Here is a 20077-nt window from a genome sequence, read left to right as displayed (position 1 = left end):
GACGAGCATGAAAAAGCTCAGTAAGAAAAAGTCACAATGGCTATGGTTTGTCGGCCTATATGTGGCAGGATTTTTGGTCGTGTTTACCATCGCACAGCTAATCAAACTAGCAATGGGTGTTTAATATTTATTGAAATACACGCATAAAAAAGCAGCGTTGATTAAATCAACGCTGCTTTTTTGCACATAATCATATAGTCAAAGAAATCTAAAATTGCTACAAGGCAGTTGATTGTAGATTGTACATCTAAGGAGGCTAACACCGTAGCAGTTTAGTAGTTCTCTGACTATATAAGAATTTATTGAGCTTATACACCTAAGTGATTTTGGGCACCTTTACTTTCAATAAACTCGTTTACCTGTTCCAAGCGCTCAGGCGTGCCCACATCTATCCAATTATCAATAATGACTTCAGCAGTAATCTGGAACTTGAGCATTGCTTGTTTGAGCAATGGTGCCAATGCTGCTGGCTGACCTGATACCAAGCCATCAACCAATCTAGGCGACATCACACTGATGCCAGCAAAGGTATATTTATCACCATCACCTACAGGTTGCTCACTAGCAAGCCCGTTATTAATCGCAAAATCTCCGCTATCATTGTGCGCCGGATTATCAATCAAGAGTAAATGCGCACGCTGATCAGCACCCAGTGTATAGTCTTGCAACTGGGTAAAATCATATGTCGTCCAAACATCAGAATTCACTAAGATAAACGGCTCATCACGCAGCTTACCAGTTTGTAGTGCCTGAAAAATACCACCTGCCGTTTCTAAAGGTTCATCGCCTTCTACTGACCAATGCAGTTTTACGCCATATTGAGCGCCATCACCCAACGTATCGATGAGCTTATCAGCCAACCATGACGCATTGATCGTAATATCAGTGATACCTGCCGCCTGTAGCGCTTTGATATGCCAAACGATAAGCGGCTGACCCGCAACTTCCACCAAAGGCTTGGGCGTCTCAAGCGTCAACGGGCGTAGACGAGTACCCTTGCCCGCTGCCAAAATCATGGCTTGTGTAATCGTAGAGGTAGACATGTACCCTCCTATAATGTGTGAGTTTTAAGCTCTTGAAATACTAATATGATAAATAGGTTTAGATATACTGTTGCACAAACTTATGCTGATATGCAGGCAGCACAGTATCCACAAGCCATTTATTAAATGGTAGTAGCGCTTGTTGTAAGCTATCACTACCGTGTTTGCCAAGCCACTCTAGCTCAAAAACTAAATCACTCATCACTTTAGGAATATCTGCTAAATAGCGGTCTTTGCCATCACGCTCAGACAAACGGATAAAAATCCCCAGTACTTTTAGATGACGCTGCACGCCCATCACATTGACATCATTTTCAAACTGTTGCGCACTGGCAGCTGTGGTTAGCTCTGCTTGCTGCTGTAATTGCCAAAAGTCTTTTATCCATTCAGATATTTGACGCTCCGGCCATTCAACATAAGCATCACGTACCAATGACACCAAATCATAGGTGTAAGAGCCAACCACTGCATCTTGAAAATCAATCACACCCAAGCGTGAATGGTCTGCTTGGTCTTGCATCAGATTTCGGCTGTGATAATCACGATGAACGATGACTTGTGGCTGCTGCAAAATCTCTTTGGTCAATGCTACTTTTAAATTGTCCCACAACGTTTTATCAAGCGCTATGCCGATATATGGTATAAACCAATCCGTAAACAGCTCCATTTCACGATCTAATAACGCCGTATCATAATCTGGCAATTGGTGCTGAGATTTTGCTGTCTCAACAGGTACGGTCTGTAGTGCGACCAACGTCTGCATTGCCAATTGATAGTATTCGTTCACTTGAGTAGAGGGTGCATCAACAAGCAAATGGGCGAACTCTACCGCACCAAAATCTTGTAAGACCAAAAAGCCTTTGGTCACATCTTGTGCGACAATCGCTGGTACATTAATAGCAGGTGACATCAATTTTGCGACGTTAATGAACTGACGCATGGCGTCTTGTTCGTCAGCAGAATCCATGACAATGTAATTCAACGCTCCATTACCATCATCTTTTGGTAGTTGAATACGGTGATACTGGCGGGCGCTGGCATCACCAGGCAGGCTATCTAAGTTAAATATTTTACCTGTAAATATCTGCTGCAACCAGCTCTCTAGCTGCTGTAGGCGACTATTGGTTTTGGTATCAGTCATGTTCGGCTCTAAAGTTAGTTTGTCAGTCATAATGGGCATCGCAGGTTAAATATAAGTCGTAAACAATTAAAGTAGTGATAAGTCAGGCAAAACCTTGTTAAAATGGTGAAATCTTGAGCCACAATAACTGCTATAACAAGTATATTGAGTTATCATTCAATATCTAGCGGCGCTAAGCATAATCTCGGCAATCATTCGAAAAGCAGCCTAGCTATATTATAAATTTTGGTAAATAGTGTAGCTGATTTGGTTTTTTTTGACTATGATTAGTCGTCATTATATGTAAAACACTCAAATTCTTGAGATCGCTATTAGCAATTAGTGATTTTTTAGTCGTTTATTAACTGCTATACCTTGTTCAATAATGCGGCTACTAAGCTCAGTATCGCAATCCAATAGGCTCTGCAATCATAGGTGTGCCCTTGTTATATTCTCCGCTTTACCAAAGCATTCGCGTGATCTTATTTGGCGCCTTAGGCTTATCTAGCCTAGCCGTTAATGCTGCAATCAGCGATGCTGACACACAAAAAACTGCGCCGATCCTCACCGATAGTAGTACACGTTACATATCTAAAGCAGCGCCTAATGCTAATAGCAACATCAATCAAACGCCTGATTATAGTGATATTAACTATCAAGCGAGTCAGAGTCCAAAGACTACTGCTGCAACCAAGCAGTCGCAACAGGCAGCCGTCGCTGCTAAAGCTACTATTGATGACTCAACTTTAACTGACGGCATTAATAGTATTGATACGGCTGCAAGTGTTAGCACTTTAGATAGCAGCTCTTTTAACGATAGCGGCCTCAGTGATAGCTCTGTCAATAATGACAGCTTGTTCAATACTGAGAGTGCCATTAGTAAAGACACCCTAGATGACAGCTCTCTAGAAGTCACTGCCATTAAAGACAGCGACAATAAAGACAGCGATAATCAAGACAGTAACAATTCAGCTTTTGTACCAGCACTCGATACTCAGAAAAGCATTGCCGCTACACAAAGTAATGATACCAGCACGCCTAAAGCTGCAAAAAACACCAACAAGCTTGATTTAAATGATGAAAGCATTCAAGACAGCTTAATGCGCTTGGCAGAGTTCTATGAGCTAACACCCGATACTGAGCTTCCAACCGCTGATAGTATGGTCGACACAACCAGTCCTCAGGTCATTCCTAAAGTTGGTAAGAATTTACAGATACCGATACGTACTGTAGATAGCTCACAACGCTGTGAAGGTCAATGGGTATATCCACATAGCAACCCTAATTATCAGCGTGCTGTCAATGAGGCTGGAGCAACTAATAGTCTAGAAAATAACCGAGCACCTCTGTTTACAGAATCGGACTATGGTTATTACGACAGCGTTGACTATGCTGAGCTCTCGGGTAATGTCATTATTAATCAAGGCACCCAACAAATAGCAGCAGAAAAAGTCTCGCTAGATTTGAGCAAAGGTGTGGCAGCAGCCCAAGGCAACGTCATGTTTACTGACCAAGCGACAGGGCAAAAAGTACCACGGAATAATGTACCCAATCAGGCTATGAATAATACTCAAGCCAGTTTAAGTGAAAGAGCGTCACAAGGTGGCCTGATTGGCGTCGCTGACAGCTTGAACTACAACACGGAAACGGGACAATCAACCGCTGAGAATGTGGCTTTTGCTAGTGTCGATCTACAAGCACATGGCTATGCCAAGCGCTTAAACAGACCCAATGACAGTCACTATGAATTAGATGATGTCATGTTTAGTACCTGCCCACCCATGAATCGAAAATGGCAGTTTGATGCCAAAACTATTGATTTAGATACAGAAACAGGCCGCGGTGAAGCTTACGATACAACGTTCCGTATCGCTGACATACCAGTATTCTATCTACCCTATTTTAACTTCCCAATAGACAGTCGCCGCAGTAGTGGCTTCTTATTACCGAATGTCGGTATTAGTAGTGAAACTGGTCTTGAAGTTGATGTACCTTATTATTTAAATTTGGCACCCAATTACGATGCTACGCTTAATACCCATATTTATACTGATCGCAACCCCATGTTATCAGGTGAGTTTCGTTATTTGACCGAAAACTATGGGAAAGGTACGGTAACTGGTTCATACCTCCCTAATGATAACGAGTACGATGACGAAAATCGTAGCAGTCTATTTTATGATCATACTTGGGAATCCAAGAGTATTCCGCGTTTAAGCGGGGATCTCAAATACAGCTATGTCTCGGATTCGGACTACCTGGATGACTTTGATACCCTTGGTTTATCCGATAGTACGGTAAATTTACCGAGACGTGCCCGTCTCAACTATTATAACGACTATGTCACTGGTGAGCTAAAACTCGAGACCTTTCAAACACTGGATGCTTTTGATAGCGATGGTGACGCACTAGAGGATAAAGACAAACCTTACTCTCGCCTGCCACAACTAATGCTGAACTACCGTATACCGACAAACAATAACTTTGAAATTACGGGTGTTAGTGATTCAGCGTACTTTAAAAAATCTATCGATGATGGTTCTGAGACTGAAAAAAGCGGTACACGTCTTTATAATAAAATTAGCGCCGCTTACCCGATCGAATCTTCGTGGGGCTACATTAAACCAAAGCTGAGCCTACAACATCTCTATACGGCATACGACGAAGACAGCTTAGAAGATAGCTCGCTAAGTGCAGAAGATGGCAGTCTATCAGCGTTTGTACCGCAAGCCAGCATTGATGCCGGACTACATCTATACCGTGCCGGTTCACCATTTGGTGCGTTTGACGATACTATGGGTGGTTATCAGTTACTCAATCCGCGATTGAAGTACACTTATGCACCATACGAAGACCAGAATGACATTCCTAACTTTAATACCCGTATTGCCTCAACCAACTATGAGCAGCTATTTTCGGACAGTTGGTTTTTAGGTCATGACCGCTTGCAAGACTTGCATGCCGTTACGCCAGGGATTAATTATCGTTACATCGATGCAACGGGTGTGACACGTTTCGATGGTAGTATTGCAGAGCAGTTTTATATCGATGATGGTCGCGTCACGCTCACCGATGATGAGCCTGTTTTTACTACGTCATCATCAGGCATGGTTTGGGATGCGAGTATCCAACCATATAATAACGTTTGGGTCGATGTGAACGGTGCATTGGACAATAGCTATGACTTAAACTTTATCACAACTGAGCTACGTTACCAGCCAACAGACAACAGCTTATTTAATGTCGGCTTTGTAAAGCGTCAAAGTGATACGAACACCAATCAGCTACCATTATCTGCCGTTACTGCATCGGCTATATTCCCTATCAATAATAAATGGCGAATATTGACACAAGGCCAATATGATTATCGCAACAGCAAGATGCTTGATGCACTTGTTGGTGTCGATTACGAAGACTGCTGCTTTGGTTTTGCCGTTTATGGCCGTCGTTATTATAATGACTTGGATGTTACCAATGAGCCGACACAAGCAATCATGGCAGAGCTTAGACTAAGTGGTCTTGGCAGTGGTAATGGCAGTTTGACGCGTTTACTGTCTGAGAAGGTACGTGGCTTTGATACTGTACAAACTGCGTGGAAAAACTAGGATTTCTTACAAGGTCTGTTATAAAACCAAAACTTTATGACAGACCGATAAGTTGCTTAGCTGAACAAATTAAGAATGAGCGGCTAAATAAAGTCAGCCTATCCCATTACTCGCGTAGCTATCTATTTACGTGATACTATTTATCACATTATTATGGACAAGATTATTCAGTATATGATTATTAAAATATAATGGATATGGTTGACCAACTACCATCCGATGCGATGACATTGATGAGGAGCATCATGAGATTTTTTTCTGTACGTCAAACCAGCCGTGCTGTACTGTTTTCTATGGGTATGAGTGCAGGCCTTGTGCTTAGTCTCAATGCCCAAGCTGCCACCGTAAAGCCTGCAGCGGCTAAAGCGACAACCAATGCTGAACAAAGCAACGTGAATCGCCTGACTCCAGCCAATAGCACAGACGGCATCATTGCATTAGTCAATGAGAATGCTATCTTAAAAAGTGAATTGGTTGCGGCTATTACGCAAGCTCAAGCACGTGCTCAAGCTGCTGGCGAGCCAATTGCCAACTCAGCTCAGCTACAGTCTGAAGTGTTAAATGCACTTATCTTACGTGAGTTACAGCTATCTATGATCAAGCGCTCAGGCCTAAAACCTGACGATGCCGCTATCAATCAGCGCCTGGGTCAAATCGCACAAGCAGAAGGACTGGGTAGCATCTCAGCATTGCAGCAACGTCTAGATGCAGCAAGACCTGGTAGCTACGCTGCTCTGCGTGCTCAGTTGATCGAAGATGCCTCTATTCAAGCATTGCAGCAACGTCAAATCAGTGATCGTGTCCGCATCAGCGAGCAGGATATCGATGCATTTTTGGCATCTCCTGAAGCCAAGCGTTTGAACCAAAGTGAATATCAAACCATTCATGTACGCGTGCCTTATATCGATGACTATAGCCGTTTATCTGAAGCGCAGCGTGCAGAAGCATTAAAGGTAGCGGAAGCATTACGCACTCGCCTGCTCGTATCAGATGTCAATGTCACGGAAGCTGTCGCTGCTAGCCAAGGTAGCTATCCTATCCCACTACAAGGTGGCGATATGGGCTTTCACAAAGCGGCCTCATTGCCTACAGAACTGTCAAGCCAAATTACCAAGCTTGACGTCGGTGCGGTTAGCGAACCATTAGTTACCCCTGAAGGTATCGATATCATTAAGCTTGCTAATAAAAAAGCCAGTGATACTATGCTGATACCGCAATGGCAAACTCGTCACATCTTGGTGAAAGTTGATGAGCTCCAGACTGATGCGCTTGCTGAACAAAAAATCAATGACTTATATGAGCAGCTACGCAGTGGCGCTGACTTTGCTGGTTTAGCATCGACCTATTCAGATGATCCAGGTTCAGCTGGTCGCGGTGGTGATCTTGATTGGGTTAGTGAAGAGGATATGGTCGGTCCGTTTGAGGCTGTCATGAAAAATACAGCGGTCGGTGATTATTCTGCTCCCTTCAAGACTCAGTTCGGTTGGCATATCTTGAAAGTTGATGGTAAACGTGATCAGGACGTTAGTGAACAATATCGTCGCAATATGGCACGTCAAGCACTGTACCAACGCCTAGCACCACAAGCTCAAGAAGACTGGCTACAAGAGTTACGTTCTAGCGCTTATATCCAAGTACTTGGATAAGCTACTAAATAGATTAGCAACATAAATAATCTTTTCGAAAAAGGGTACATGCCAATGCATGTACCCTTTTTTATTGATAAGCGCCTATTTTTAGAAGCTATAGTCAAAGAATTCTAAAATGGATACAAGGCAGCCGACTGCAGATTGTACAAGTAGTACATCTAAGAAGGGTAACGCCGTAGCGGTTTAGTAGTTCACCGACTATATCGTTTGAGAATATTTTCTGATTCCTGATATTCTAATTTTTTATAAAGCCCAAAAAATTACTCTTCAACGAATGAATTTTACACACAAAGAAAAGCCCCGAACCTAGGGCGATTGGTTCGAGGCTTTAACGCTTCATGTTGTTATTATTTCCGTGTTGACTCATCCTAAGTCATGAACAGTAACCTATAAGACAGCGGGCTGACCTGAGCTTTTATTGATACTGTCTCAACACTGCATCCTTGCATATCCTTGTGTTGATGGTCGTATTGTAGGGCAATCAGTTTGATACAACTAGAGGCTAAAGACCTTATTTGACGTAAGCATATGCTTACGCTTTTAGAGAAAGTTAAACCATGCAATAGGCTAACAAGATCGTATCTGTTGGCCCAAAATCATTTACTCTTCTGCGTGTTCTTTTGATACCTTTTTACCTTCTTTTTTACCTTCTTCTATTTTATGGTCCGTCTCTTTAATATCTTCTGCGTCCTTAGTAGGCGCATTTTGTGCTTGTTGGCTGGTCTTTTCTGGCTCATATTGTAGCGTCGTCATAACAGGAAAGTGGTCAGAGCCAATAGAGGGCATACGCTTTATATCTACAACGGTAAAGCAAGCACTATGGAAAATATGATCCAAAGCCCAACGCAGAAATGGATAATTGACGTGGAAAGTATTGATAAAATGTCGGCCAATACGCGGGTCTAGTAACCCAGATATACGCTGAAAACGTCGAGTCGTCTTTGACCATGCCACATCATTGAGATCACCTGCCAATATCGCCGTTTGGTCGTTTTCTTTTATGTGTTTTCCGACCATGAGCAGCTCGGCATCTCGAGTGGTAGATTTGTCTGCTTCGGTTGGACTGGGCGGCATAGGATGCAAGCAATACAACCAAATGACGCGACCACTTTGCAGGCGCAGCTGCGCATGAATAGAAGGAATATCATCAATCATCAAGTATTTGACTTCAGGATCAATCAGCTCAAGCTTAGAATAGAGATGCATACCATACAGATTATCCAGTGGCACTTTTACGGTATAAGGATAATCAGATTCAATCTGCTGTAATGCCTTTTCCCATTTTTTATCACTTTCTAAAGTAATCAAAATATCAGGTTCTTTTTGATTAACCAAATCAACCAGTTTTTGTGTATTATCGTTAGGCGTCAAAACATTTGAAACCATTATTTTTAGATGATTACCCTGTTCCTCTGGTTTGTCTTTTGCTTTCTCGACTTCTTTTTTCCACAGCCTAGTATAAGGCAGTATCATTCTCAGCTGAAATGCTAAAGTGATACTTAAGACCAAGAACAGCAGCCACTGACTTAACGCCCACTCTGACCAAAAAAGCAGCATGCCAATCCAAGCAATAGCACCTAACACCATGATCTGAATACGTGGAAACTCAACGCCGCGTACCCACCAATTATCAAGTGGTATCCAACCCCAAATCGTTACGAAGGCGATGAATCCTGCTAGTCCCTGTAGGCTGTAATATAATAGTGAGAGATCCATAGTGTGTATTAACCGTCTATTAGGATGATGACTGAAGAAATGGCCATGTTTATGACTTATTCGATGACGAAATATTGCATGGCTTGGTCTGAATTGAAGCTCGCTTCTAACCTTAGCATTTCACGATATTATAGACTACTAATGAGCCATCATTATGCGACAACTATCATAAAACATTACAATATTTACAAGCTCATAATAACCATCATCGTATCTGTCTTTTCTATAGTCATGATTGCTAGATATTATTAATATACGATGAGTTGTCTAAGGCATAGTGAGTGTCACTATTATGCTAATAACTTAAAGTTATAACGAACATAGTTAATAGTATATAGAAAACCGCTAAAACGCCTTGCTTTTTGGCGCTATTCACGGCATTGTTATCGGTTGGTGATGCAACAAATAATTGTAAATAGGATTGGATTTCATGAGTAATTTAACAGTAGGCTTGGTAGGCTGGCGCGGTATGGTTGGGTCAGTATTGATACAACGTATGCAAGAAGAAAATGACTTCAATGGCATCACACCTGTGTTCTTTTCAACCAGCAACGCAGGCGGAGATGCGCCAAGCTTTGAGGGTATTGAAACTAGCCAATTAAAAGATGCTCATGATATTGACGCACTTGCTGCTTGTGATGTCGTTATTACTTGCCAAGGTGGTGATTACACGTCAAAGGTACATCAGCCATTACGTGATGGCGGTTGGAATGGTTATTGGATTGATGCAGCGAGCACGTTGCGAATGAAAGATGACAGCATCATTATTCTTGATCCAGTCAATCGCGCTGTCATCGATAGTGCCTTAGCCAATGGTAAGAAAGACTTTATCGGTGGTAACTGTACTGTGTCATTGATGCTGATGGCTATCGGTGAGTTGTTTAATAAGGGCTGGGTCGAATGGGTCAGCGCCATGACTTACCAAGCCGCTAGTGGCTCTGGCGCTAATAACATGCGCGAGCTCATCAGTGGTATGGGCGTATTGCATGATGCCGTCCAAGACGAATTGGCTGATCCTGCTAGCGCGATTCTTGAAATTGATAAAAAAATCGCTCAGACTCAGCGTTCAGCAGACTTTCCTACTCAGTACTTTGGTGTGCCACTAGCAGGTAGCTTAATCCCCTATATTGATGTTCAACTAGAAAACAAACAGTCAAAAGAAGAATGGAAAGGTGGTGTTGAAACCAACAAAATCCTTGGTAATTCTGAAGCTGATAAGATTGCTATCGACGGTATGTGTGTTCGCGTTGGTGCGATGCGCTGTCATGCACAAGGCTTAACCATCAAGCTCAAAAAAGATATTCCGTTAGAAGAAATCGAAGCAGCACTTAAAAACAGCGGCAACGAATGGTTGGATTTGGTTGAAGACGACAAAGAAGCCACCATGAATCGTCTAACGCCAGTGGCTGTTACTGGTACTTTGACTGTTGCGTTGGGCCGCCTGCGTAAGCTCAATATGGGTCCTGAATATCTAGGTGCATTTACTGTCGGCGACCAACTGCTATGGGGCGCAGCTGAACCATTACGCCGTATGCTTAATATCATCCGCGAACAAAAAAACTAGACTAACTATCTAAAACCTTAAATACAAAAAAGACAGCGATTGCTGTCTTTTTTTATGGGCCTAGTTTTTATAACCCTATGAATCGTCAAAGCAGATAAATAACATACTCATTAAAAATGATATCCTTTAGCTGCGGCTACTATTTTGACTCGTAGGCGATCATTACCTCATTGCGGCGCAAAAATGGTAACGTCCAAGGTGGGTTATAACGTGCCAATTCAGGCTCGCCTGTAGGGGTCAGATTCTGGTCTTGCATCCATGTTTGCAGCGCTTTGGTTTTTTCCGCTACTTTGTCTTCTCCTGCGAGCCAAGAGAACTTAATCACACCATAAGTCTGTGCAGGCACTTCAATAATCTCAACATTTGGATTATTAGGCTTTGGTAACGTTTGCATAGTGTATTGACTTGGCATAGTGAACTGCACGCGCCACTTTCCATCCTCCTGCTGCATGCTCACTGGTGCTGTCATCGCGATTTTCTGTGAGTCGGTCTCACTTTTTTTATTATTAGGCTGCATGGTCACAGGCGCTGTCATGCTAATTTTACTACTGCCGCCCGTTGGTGCTGTATTATTACCAAAAATATAATCCGCTAACACTTTGAACCCTTCTCGACTGGCGGCGTCTTGATCGCCACTCACCCACGTTTGCGCCACGAGCTGCTCGTCATAACGACGCAGCTCAAAGTCGCCTGTTTGCGTCAATAACGTGTACTCTGGCTCTTCTGTCTCAGCGGCCATCGCCCCTTTTGATATCAATAACAATCCGCCCATTAATAATAAATAACCTGTCTTTTTCATATTATTTTCCTAGTTTCTTAAAACAAATCTGTTTCTTAAAATAAGCCTGATGACTCTGACTGCCTCACCTGTATGACTGGTACTTTATCAATGACGCCACTTGCTGTCTGTGTCTTTTGGGGTGCTATCTGTGTTTTTTGGTTATAACAAAGCGATATTGACCAAAGTGCATATCGAGCGTATACCGATGACACTCAATATCTATAGTCAAAGAACGCTAAAATGGGTGAAAGGCCGTCGACTTAAGATGGTACAAGTAGTACATTTAGGTAGAGTAACACCGTAGCAGTTCAGTGATTCTCTGACTATATGTCCAAAAAAACCGCTAACAATGCTATAATTATCGCCATTTTCATAGCGTAAATAGTGATAATCATATGCAATTTGTCTTACATAAAACGGCCAGCGGTAACACGCGTGCACGCCGTGGTACAGTTCATCTCAATCATGGCGACGTGCAAACGCCCGCCTTTATGCCTGTCGGTACTTACGGTACGGTTAAGGGTATGCTACCACGTGATATCGAGGCCATCGGTGCGGATATTATTTTGGGCAATACCTTTCATCTATGGTTGCGTCCAGGTACCGAGGTGATTGATAAGTTTGGCGGCTTGCATAAGTTCATGCATTGGGACAAGCCTATCCTGACTGATTCAGGTGGTTTCCAAGTATTCAGTCTGGGTGCCATGCGTAAAATCACCGAGGAAGGCGTAGATTTTAAATCCCCTATCGATGGTGCTAAGGTATTTCTGTCTCCAGAAAAATCGATGCAGATTCAGTACAGTTTGAATTCAGACATCGTCATGCAGTTTGACGAGTGTACGCCCTATCCAGCCACTCATGACGAAGCGAAAAAATCTTTAGAGCTATCATTACGTTGGGGACAACGCTGCGTGGATGAGCACAACAGACTGGGCAGTACCAATGCCTTATTTGGTATCGTACAAGGCAGCATGTATCCTGATTTGCGTCAGCAATCACTTGAAGGTCTGCTAAATATCGGCTTTGATGGTTATGCCATCGGTGGTCTGTCTGTTGGTGAGCCAAAAGATGAGATGATGGATGTCCTAGACTACCTTCCTGATGATATGCCAGCAGATAAGCCACGTTATCTGATGGGCGTTGGTAAGCCTGAGGATTTAGTTGAGGGCGTACGTCGCGGTGTCGATATGTTTGATTGTGTCATGCCCACTCGTAACGCACGTAACGGCCACTACTTTGTCACAGGCGATACAGACAACGCTGGTGTGGTACGTATCCGTAATAGCCAGTATCGCAATGACGAAGGTTCATTAGACCCTGAATGCGACTGCTATACTTGCCAGAACTTCAGCCGAGCTTATCTCTATCACCTGAATAAGTGCAAAGAGATGCTAGGCGCTCAGCTAGCCACCATTCATAACTTACGCTATTACCAACGTTTGATGCAGGGTATTAGAGATGCTATTGAACAAGACAAGTTTGATGAGTTTGTCATCGAGTTCTATACTAAGCGTGGTCAAACTGTACCTGAGCTGAACTTGCGCTAATCATCGCAATTATTCATCGATAAACATACAAAAGGGCTTAAGAATTATCTTAAGCCCTTTTTTTATCTATTACTTTTAAAGTAGAGCAATCAAATGCCCTGCTTTAAATTTATTAGATTAACGCATTAACAAATACGACCACGACTGCAATTGGGGCAACGAATTTAGCAACAATTTGCCAAATCTGAAATGCACCATTAGACAGGCCAAGCTCTTGTTGAATGCTACGCTGATCCATTCTCCAAGCAAGGAATATAATCGCTGCAAGGCCCGTTAAAGGTAGAATGAATTTACTGGTCAGTTTATCTAGAGCATCGAAAATATTGTTGTCCAAGATAGTAACGTCAGACCATAGATTGAACGATAGTAATGCCGCAATACCTAACAACCAAATGATAGTACTCGAAACGATCGTCGCTACAGTACGGCTCATTGAAGTACGCTCTTCTAAAAACTCAACCGTTGGCTCAAGCAATGAGATTGCTGATGTAACAGCAGCAAAAGTAATAAGTAAGAAGAACAATGTACCAATAATCGTACCAGCGCCCATGCTACCAAAAGCAATTGGCAAACTAACAAAGATAAGACCAGGACCTGAAGCAGGATCTAGACCATTACTAAAGATAATTGGGAAAATAGCTAGACCAGCAGCCAAAGCAATCACAGTATCTAGAATAACAACCGTACGTGCCGTCTTAAGTAAGTTCACTTCACGACCCAAATATGAGCCATAAGCAACCATGATACCCATACCAATTGATAGTGTGAAGAAAGCATGGCCCAATGCGGCAATCATAACATCTTCGGTCAGCTTGCTTAGATCAGGAGTAAACAGATAAGCCACTGCCTCACCAAAGCCACCATTCATGACGTTGTAACCAACGATAACGAATAGAATCAAACCTAATAATGGCATTAAAATCTTAGCCGTTCTTTCGATACCGCTCGTCACACCAATACCAACGATAACAGCGGTAAAGAACATGAATACTGTATGCCATATCGTTAATGTACCAGCAGAGGCTAACATAGCATCAAATGTGGCACCAACAGCATCGCTATCTTGTCCAACGAACTGACCTGTCGCTATTTTAGTCACATAGTTGAGTGCCCAACCACCGATGACACTATAGAACGATAGAATTAAGAAGCCACCCAAAATACCTGAAGCACCAATAATCCCCCAACTGCGTGACTTGCCTTCACTTGTGGCAACATCAACAAAGGTATTAACTGGGTTCTTTTGTCCGCGGCGACCAATCAGCCATTCAGCAACCAAAATTGGAAAACCAACTAACGCAATGCAAAATAAATAAGCGATAACGAAAGCTGAACCACCACTTTCACCTACCATGTATGGAAATTTCCATATATTTCCCAAACCAACTGCTGAGCCTACTGCTGCCAACACGAAGCCAAAACTTGAGCTCCACTGTGCATGTTCTTGTTTATTGATAGCCATTTTTCCATCCTCGTGCTTCAATTAATGTCACTGATAATCTTCCTTGATTATCATAAACGCCATTTATAATAGTAGGCTATTTAGTAAGCGCATCAATACGAAACGCCCAGTAACATTAAGAAAGAATTGATTACAATACCGTAAACGCTCAGTTTCTGCTAAGCGACCAAAAAAGTCAAGTACTCATAAACATAAAAAACCATAACTATTAGTTATGGTTTTTTATGTTTTATTTAAAGTTAACAAGCGTTTGGTCGATTAGAAGATTTATACTATTACTAACTCTTAGCGTATTTTTATCCTACTTTTAACGTACCACGCCGCGACGACTTTTCTGTAATGAGTCAATGAGTAGTTGAATTTTTGGCTCTTGTGGCAACAGCTCATTATTCAAAACTTCTAGCGCTTTTACGGTCGTCAAACCCGATCTGAAAATTGTACGATAGGCTTCGCGTAAAAAATTAATGGTCTCTTTTGACCAACCTTTACGGCGCATACCTTCGATGTTCAGACCATGCGCTTTTGCCGGATTACCAGATACCATTGTAAAGGCAGCCACGTCTTTTAGAATTAAGCTCGCCCCACCGATCAAACTATAGTCGTCCACCGTACAAAATTGATGAATACCTGAGTTACCACCGATAATCGTATGGTCACCAATCGTGACATGGCCTGCCACACCGACATTATTCGCCAACACATTATGATCGCCAATCACACAATCATGAGCCACATGCGTATTGACCATCAGCAGATTGTGGCTACCAATTTTGGTCAGCTCACCATCTTGTGCTGTACCACGGTGTAAGCTACAGGCCTCACGAATGGTATTGTGATCACCAATCTCAAGCCAGGTGCGTTCACCTGCGTACTTCAAATCTTGTGGATCTTCACCAATGCTGGCAAACTGGTAAATCTGATTGTGCTGGCCGATACAAGTCAACTTAGTGACGACTACATGTCGGTGCAAAACAGTATGTGCACCAATGGATACCTCATCACCAACGATACAATATGGACCAATGGTGGCAGTCTCATCAATCTGAGCGGACGGTGAGATGAGTGCTGTTGAATGGATCTGACTCATAATGTGGGCCTTTGTATCATCTGATGCGAGTAAATGGTAAAAATACAGCCAATTTAGCGGTGTTTAAAAAGCTAAAACTGGCTCTGCTATTATATAAAATATTCAGTGGTCATTCTGATTGTCCATTTTGAGATAGCTATTTAGATGCTATGGCTCACTATGGACATTATCGTTCGTTATCAACCAAACCAATGCTATTGCTCTTGACGAGCAATCATTATTTGGGCGCTAGCAGCCAACTCATCGTCGACATGTACAGTACAGTCGAACTTATAAATGCCACGCTTTTGCATGACTGTTTTGGCACGAATAGTTAGCTGATCACCAGGAATAACACGACGCTTAAAGCGAACCTTGTCTACGCCTGCAAACAGATATAGATAACCATCTTCTGCCGTGAGCCCCGCACTAATAAATCCAAGAACGCCTGAAACTTGAGCCATGCACTCTACCATTAATACCCCTGGCATAATCGGCTCATCAGGAAAATGTCCATTAAAGAACTCTTCATTAATCGTCACGTTCTTCACACCAGTAATGCATTCTCCAGGTGTACAATCAATAATTTTGTCCACTAGAAGGAAAGGATAACGATGTGGCAAATAATGCTTAAGCGTATGATAAGTTAATGGTAACTTAAGACCTTGCTCATCTAAACTTTTGATATTGTCATCATTTAAAATATTTATGTCTTGGCTGCTCATAATGGCGCTTCCTTGCTATGTGTTGAATCTTTATGATTTGTTTGTAGTGGCGCTAATCATGGCCAAGCTGACGAAAACGTACCGCAGCACGTCGCCAGTTAGCCGTCGGCATTGCAGCCGTTCCAGAGGAATATGAACCAGCAGTTTTGATGGATTTGGTTACCATTGTCATTCCAGACAAGGTTACATCATCTGTGATCTCAATATGACCAGTAATGCCAACAGCACCACCAATGATGCAGCGCTTACCTATTCGAGTACTACCGGCGATAGCCGTTTGGGCAGCAATCGCACTACCGTCACCGATATGCACGTTATGAGCAACTTGCACTAGATTATCAATAATCACATGATTACCGATAACCGTATCATCAATGGCACCGCGATCAATACAGGTCTGGCTACCAATTCGTACATAGTCACCGATCATTACACGCCCTAATTGAGCGATACGCTCCCAGCCTGTAGTGCTAGGATCAGTGGTTGGTGCAAAACCAAACCCTTCTGAGCCCACGCTTACACCTGCATGCAATCTGACATGATTACCAATGATGCAATCATGTCCAATAACCACGTGTGATTTTATAATACAATCAGTGCCTACTGTAGTATTTGCCTCAACGACCACATGAGCAGCCAATGAACTACGCTCACCAATGTGCACATGGTCACCGATCACACAAAAAGGACCGATGCTAACATTATTACCAATAATCGCACTATCAGCAATCACTGCACTAGGATGAATCTCGTTAAACCGTAGTTCGCGACCGAATAGCTGACTAGCACTCGCATAAGCCAAATACGGGCTTGCAACCACTAGCGCTATCGCTGGTACTTGATCACTATACTCTGCAGTGACTAGCACTACTCCTGCCTGACTACTAGCAAGACTAGAAGCATAGCGAGCACCTGCCAAAAAACTCAACTGCTGATGATTGGCATTGGTCAGACTACCCACACCATCGAGCTCTTGACGTAATTGTTCAGCGTTAATTTCAGTCTTGTTGGTAACCGGCTGACGCTGCTCAATCCGAGTGATAATTTGCTCTATCGTTATCATAGTGATTATTAATATTGTTATGAATAAGGCAATTGCCAAGCTGAAAAATCATCTTGGCAATCTATTACTGTCTAACGGATATAGCGTTAGAACGTACTACCAATCTGGAACTGAACTTTTTCAGTCTCATCGCCTTCTTTATCACCGATAGGCATCGCATAACTGAGTGATATCGGTCCAATTGGCGTATACCAAGTAATACCCGCACCCGCACTATAGCGTAAGCTATTGTCTTGAGTGATTAAAGACACACCTGTATCCTCAAAGGTTTCATCTTCTTTGCCCGTGGTATCAAAGACTTGTCCACCTTCAGCAAACAATACTGGACGTACTTGATCTGCCCAATCGCCTTTAAATGGCATTGGTAAAATCAGTTCGGCACCGAAAGTTGCCAAGGCATTACCACCGACCTCTTCACCCTCACTTTCTATGCCATTCTCAGCATAATAATAGTTTTCTGATCTAGGGCCAAGCGTAGAAGACTCATAACCACGGACCGAACCATAACCACCAGCATAGAAGTTTTCATAGAATGGCAAATCATTACCATAGCCAAGTTTGGTATAGCCGCGGGCGATAACATCTTTATATATAGGATAATAAACATTACCGCTATAGGTTAATTTCTGGTAGCTAGAATCACCAACGCCAATCGTTGCATCAATGGCGTGGCTCATACCTTTCGTTGGAAACACAGGGCGATCTAGCGTGCTGTAATCCCAACCAAATAGTAAATTATAAGTCGTATAGTCATTTTTAAAACTGGCATCGCTTAAATCTGTATCATCATAATATGTTGCCGTGCCACCATCTTCTAACAGCTCTTGAACATTGGAAATACCAAGGTATTTACCGCCACGTACGGTCGTATTATCAACGTTCAAACCAGCACTGACTCGCTTGGTTTCATCAATTGGATAGCTGTAATTAAGTGTAGCACCAAGGGAATCTGTCACATAGTTACTGACGTTATCATCATCATATTTGGTCTTACGATAATAAGCACTCAGACCCTGAGAAACACCATTTTCCGTAAAGTACGGATCGGTATACCCTAAGCTATAAGAGTCAACGGTTTCTGAGCGTGACAACGCAGCTTTTACACGGTTACCAGTACCCATAAAGTTATTCTGAGTCAAATCTAACTGGAATGTCACACCACCACTTTGTGAATAACCTGCGGCAATAGTAGAGCTACCAGAAGGCTGCTCTTCGACCACATAGTTCACATCAACTTGGTCTGGCTGATTAGGTACTGGTTTAACATCGACAGTCACACTTTTAAAGAAACCAGTACGCATCAAACGTGTGCGTGACAGCTGAATCTTGTCATTAGAAGACAGTGTCCCTTCTAACTGACGCATTTCACGGCGAAGCACTTCATCTTGGGTTTTAATGTTGCCCGTAAAGTTAATGCGACGAACATAGATAGGACGTGCAGGATCGATGAAGTAATCAATCTCAACCATTTTGGTATCATCATTGATACGTGGTACCGGTCTGACCTGCGCTAGATAATAACCTTCATTACCATAACGACTCTTAAGTGCTGCGGTAGTCGCGTCTAACTTGGCTTGCGAGTATTTTTCGTTAGGGGCAAAAGTAACCAGCTCTTTTAGCTCATCGTTATCAAACGTTGGCTTGCCTAAGAAGTTAACGTCGCCAAACTGATATTGTTCACCTTCATTAAGACTCACTTCAATAAAGATGCTATTTTTATCTTCACTGATATTAAGCACGGCATTGTCTACGGCAAAGCGCACATAACCATCATTTTGATAGAGCGCTTTTAGGTTTTCTAAACTAGCGGCCAGCTTCTCTTGAGCATAGCGGTCAGATTTAGAGATCAGATTTTTCCAAGACGATTCTTTTACCGCAAATACGTCTTTGATTTCTTCATCGCTGAAGTGTTTATTACCAATAACATTGATATCGACAACTTTAGCAGGATCCCCTTCGACGAAGCGTACTTCTAACTTGACACGATTGCCGTCAAGTACCGTTTGATCCACTTCAATATTACTATTGTAGTAACCTTGGCTGATGTATTGCTGCTGTAACTCGTTAGCGACGCCCTGTAGTGTGGCTTGTTTAAGCACATCACCTGCAGTTAGGCCAGCATTCTTCAGTCCCTGCTCAAGCCCTTCTTTTGGAATAAGCTTATTGCCTTCAAAAGTCACCTCAGCAATGGTTGGACGCTCAACGACATCAAATCGTAACTGACCGCCTTCGACGCGACTTTGAATGTCAGCAAAATTTTCAGTCGCATATAGCGCCTTAATACTCGCTGCCAAGCTACTGTCACTCACCGTGTCTCCTACCGAAATAGGCAGAACCGGATAGAGGCTATCGGGGGTTAGGCGTTGTAGACCATTAAAACCGATGTCAGTGACTACAAACTCTGCAGCATGTACTGGCATACTCATCATCGCTACAACTAACGGCAACCCTGCCGCGCTCATAAATAAAGGCGTACGCATAAACACTATCCGTCAATAAAAAACTTGCTTAAGTTAAGTTAAAAAGCACATATTGTCTAGCCCATTGCATATGAAATTTTCAACTCATATGAGGGAGACTCAGAACACTTTATATAAAATGCATCACAAAATAAACTAAAAATTACGATTAGTACAGAGACCATGAGATGAAGCACTATCATTTATCATAGAAACAATCAGCCTATGATAGGCGTAAAGCCATTAGTACATAATGCCTTATCATTTATATTAGCTA

At 42.6% G+C, this 20077-nt stretch carries 14 protein-coding genes; 5 read left to right on the top strand and 9 right to left on the bottom strand.

The features are described 5' to 3' along the window. Positions 1-7: 7 nt before the first annotated feature. The gene (locus DFP82_RS14925) at positions 8-124 is read left to right on the top strand and encodes a DUF2474 domain-containing protein (RefSeq protein WP_370463019.1); all 117 of its coding nucleotides are present in this window, start codon (positions 8-10) and stop codon (positions 122-124) included. 184 nt (positions 125-308) lie between these two features. Here DFP82_RS14925 and murU read toward each other — a convergent pair whose 3' ends face one another. Beyond that, a complete protein-coding gene (murU, locus tag DFP82_RS03620) occupies positions 309-1043 on the bottom strand; it encodes an N-acetylmuramate alpha-1-phosphate uridylyltransferase MurU (protein ID WP_110922377.1) in 735 nt (244 codons plus the stop codon). Positions 1044-1101: 58 nt separating this feature from the next. Continuing rightward, positions 1102-2214 (bottom strand): aminoglycoside phosphotransferase family protein, encoded by a 1113-nt coding sequence (locus DFP82_RS03615; RefSeq protein WP_110922376.1) that lies wholly within the window; start codon positions 2212-2214, stop codon positions 1102-1104. A 392-nt stretch (positions 2215-2606) separates the two neighbouring features. Here DFP82_RS03615 and DFP82_RS03610 point away from each other — a divergent pair, with 392 nt between their 5' ends. Both DFP82_RS03610 and DFP82_RS03605 read left to right on the top strand, forming a co-directional pair. Next, positions 2607-5768 (top strand): LPS-assembly protein LptD, encoded by a 3162-nt coding sequence (locus DFP82_RS03610; RefSeq protein WP_245905631.1) that lies wholly within the window; start codon positions 2607-2609, stop codon positions 5766-5768. 245 nt (positions 5769-6013) lie between these two features. After that, complete coding sequence (locus tag DFP82_RS03605; RefSeq protein WP_110922375.1) at positions 6014-7414, top strand: peptidylprolyl isomerase; 1401 nt, start codon at positions 6014-6016, stop codon at positions 7412-7414. A gap of 603 nt (positions 7415-8017) precedes the next feature. Here the strand turns inward: DFP82_RS03605 and DFP82_RS03600 are convergent. Continuing rightward, positions 8018-9133, bottom strand: a complete 1116-nt coding sequence (locus tag DFP82_RS03600) for an endonuclease/exonuclease/phosphatase family protein (protein ID WP_110922374.1) — start codon at positions 9131-9133, stop codon at positions 8018-8020. 430 nt (positions 9134-9563) lie between these two features. Here DFP82_RS03600 and asd point away from each other — a divergent pair, with 430 nt between their 5' ends. Next, positions 9564-10697, top strand: a complete 1134-nt coding sequence (gene asd, locus DFP82_RS03595) for an aspartate-semialdehyde dehydrogenase (protein WP_110922373.1) — start codon at positions 9564-9566, stop codon at positions 10695-10697. Positions 10698-10836: 139 nt separating this feature from the next. Here asd and DFP82_RS03590 read toward each other — a convergent pair whose 3' ends face one another. Further along, positions 10837-11496 (bottom strand): SOUL family heme-binding protein, encoded by a 660-nt coding sequence (locus DFP82_RS03590; RefSeq protein WP_110922372.1) that lies wholly within the window; start codon positions 11494-11496, stop codon positions 10837-10839. A 377-nt stretch (positions 11497-11873) separates the two neighbouring features. Here DFP82_RS03590 and tgt point away from each other — a divergent pair, with 377 nt between their 5' ends. After that, positions 11874-13025: a tRNA guanosine(34) transglycosylase Tgt gene (gene tgt, locus DFP82_RS03580; protein WP_110922370.1), complete on the top strand. Its 1152-nt coding sequence runs from the start codon at positions 11874-11876 to the stop codon at positions 13023-13025. A 112-nt stretch (positions 13026-13137) separates the two neighbouring features. On the opposite strand, the gene DFP82_RS03575 is transcribed toward tgt, so the two are convergent. From DFP82_RS03575 to bamA, 5 genes are all read right to left on the bottom strand, one after another. After that, positions 13138-14487: a sodium-dependent transporter gene (locus DFP82_RS03575; RefSeq protein ID WP_110922369.1), complete on the bottom strand. Its 1350-nt coding sequence runs from the start codon at positions 14485-14487 to the stop codon at positions 13138-13140. A gap of 307 nt (positions 14488-14794) precedes the next feature. After that, positions 14795-15574, bottom strand: a complete 780-nt coding sequence (lpxA, locus tag DFP82_RS03570; protein ID WP_110922368.1) for an acyl-ACP--UDP-N-acetylglucosamine O-acyltransferase — start codon at positions 15572-15574, stop codon at positions 14795-14797. Between the two features lie 194 nt (positions 15575-15768). Further along, positions 15769-16278 carry a 3-hydroxyacyl-ACP dehydratase FabZ gene (gene fabZ, locus DFP82_RS03565; RefSeq protein WP_110922367.1) on the bottom strand — a complete coding sequence of 170 codons (510 nt, stop codon included), beginning with the start codon at positions 16276-16278 and terminating at the stop codon, positions 15769-15771. Between the two features lie 52 nt (positions 16279-16330). Then, a complete protein-coding gene (gene lpxD / locus DFP82_RS03560) occupies positions 16331-17341 on the bottom strand; it encodes a UDP-3-O-(3-hydroxymyristoyl)glucosamine N-acyltransferase (RefSeq protein ID WP_110922366.1) in 1011 nt (336 codons plus the stop codon). A gap of 86 nt (positions 17342-17427) precedes the next feature. Further along, positions 17428-19821, bottom strand: a complete 2394-nt coding sequence (gene bamA, locus DFP82_RS03555) for an outer membrane protein assembly factor BamA (RefSeq protein WP_110922365.1) — start codon at positions 19819-19821, stop codon at positions 17428-17430. Between the last annotated feature and the right edge of the window lie 256 nt (positions 19822-20077).

The organism is Psychrobacter fozii (assembly GCF_003217155.1).
GTDB lineage: Bacteria > Pseudomonadota > Gammaproteobacteria > Pseudomonadales > Moraxellaceae > Psychrobacter > Psychrobacter fozii.
This window is presented reverse-complemented; position numbering and strand designations above follow the sequence as displayed.

Bases quoted from the DNA above. Each gene is read 5' to 3' on its own strand.
- murU (WP_110922377.1), bottom strand. From the start codon at position 1,043: ATGTCTACCTCTACGATTACACAAGCCATGATTTTGGCAGCGGGCAAG.
- lpxA (WP_110922368.1), bottom strand. From the start codon at position 15,574: ATGAGTCAGATCCATTCAACAGCACTCATCTCACCGTCCGCTCAGATT.
- tgt (WP_110922370.1), top strand. From the start codon at position 11,874: ATGCAATTTGTCTTACATAAAACGGCCAGCGGTAACACGCGTGCACGC.
- DFP82_RS14925 (WP_370463019.1), top strand. From the start codon at position 8: ATGAAAAAGCTCAGTAAGAAAAAGTCACAATGGCTATGGTTTGTCGGC.
- fabZ (WP_110922367.1), bottom strand. From the start codon at position 16,278: ATGAGCAGCCAAGACATAAATATTTTAAATGATGACAATATCAAAAGT.
- asd (WP_110922373.1), top strand. From the start codon at position 9,564: ATGAGTAATTTAACAGTAGGCTTGGTAGGCTGGCGCGGTATGGTTGGG.
- DFP82_RS03600 (WP_110922374.1), bottom strand. From the start codon at position 9,133: ATGGATCTCTCACTATTATATTACAGCCTACAGGGACTAGCAGGATTC.
- DFP82_RS03605 (WP_110922375.1), top strand. From the start codon at position 6,014: ATGAGATTTTTTTCTGTACGTCAAACCAGCCGTGCTGTACTGTTTTCT.
- DFP82_RS03615 (WP_110922376.1), bottom strand. From the start codon at position 2,214: ATGACTGACAAACTAACTTTAGAGCCGAACATGACTGATACCAAAACC.
- bamA (WP_110922365.1), bottom strand. From the start codon at position 19,821: ATGCGTACGCCTTTATTTATGAGCGCGGCAGGGTTGCCGTTAGTTGTA.
- DFP82_RS03575 (WP_110922369.1), bottom strand. From the start codon at position 14,487: ATGGCTATCAATAAACAAGAACATGCACAGTGGAGCTCAAGTTTTGGC.
- lpxD (WP_110922366.1), bottom strand. From the start codon at position 17,341: ATGATAACGATAGAGCAAATTATCACTCGGATTGAGCAGCGTCAGCCG.
- DFP82_RS03590 (WP_110922372.1), bottom strand. From the start codon at position 11,496: ATGAAAAAGACAGGTTATTTATTATTAATGGGCGGATTGTTATTGATA.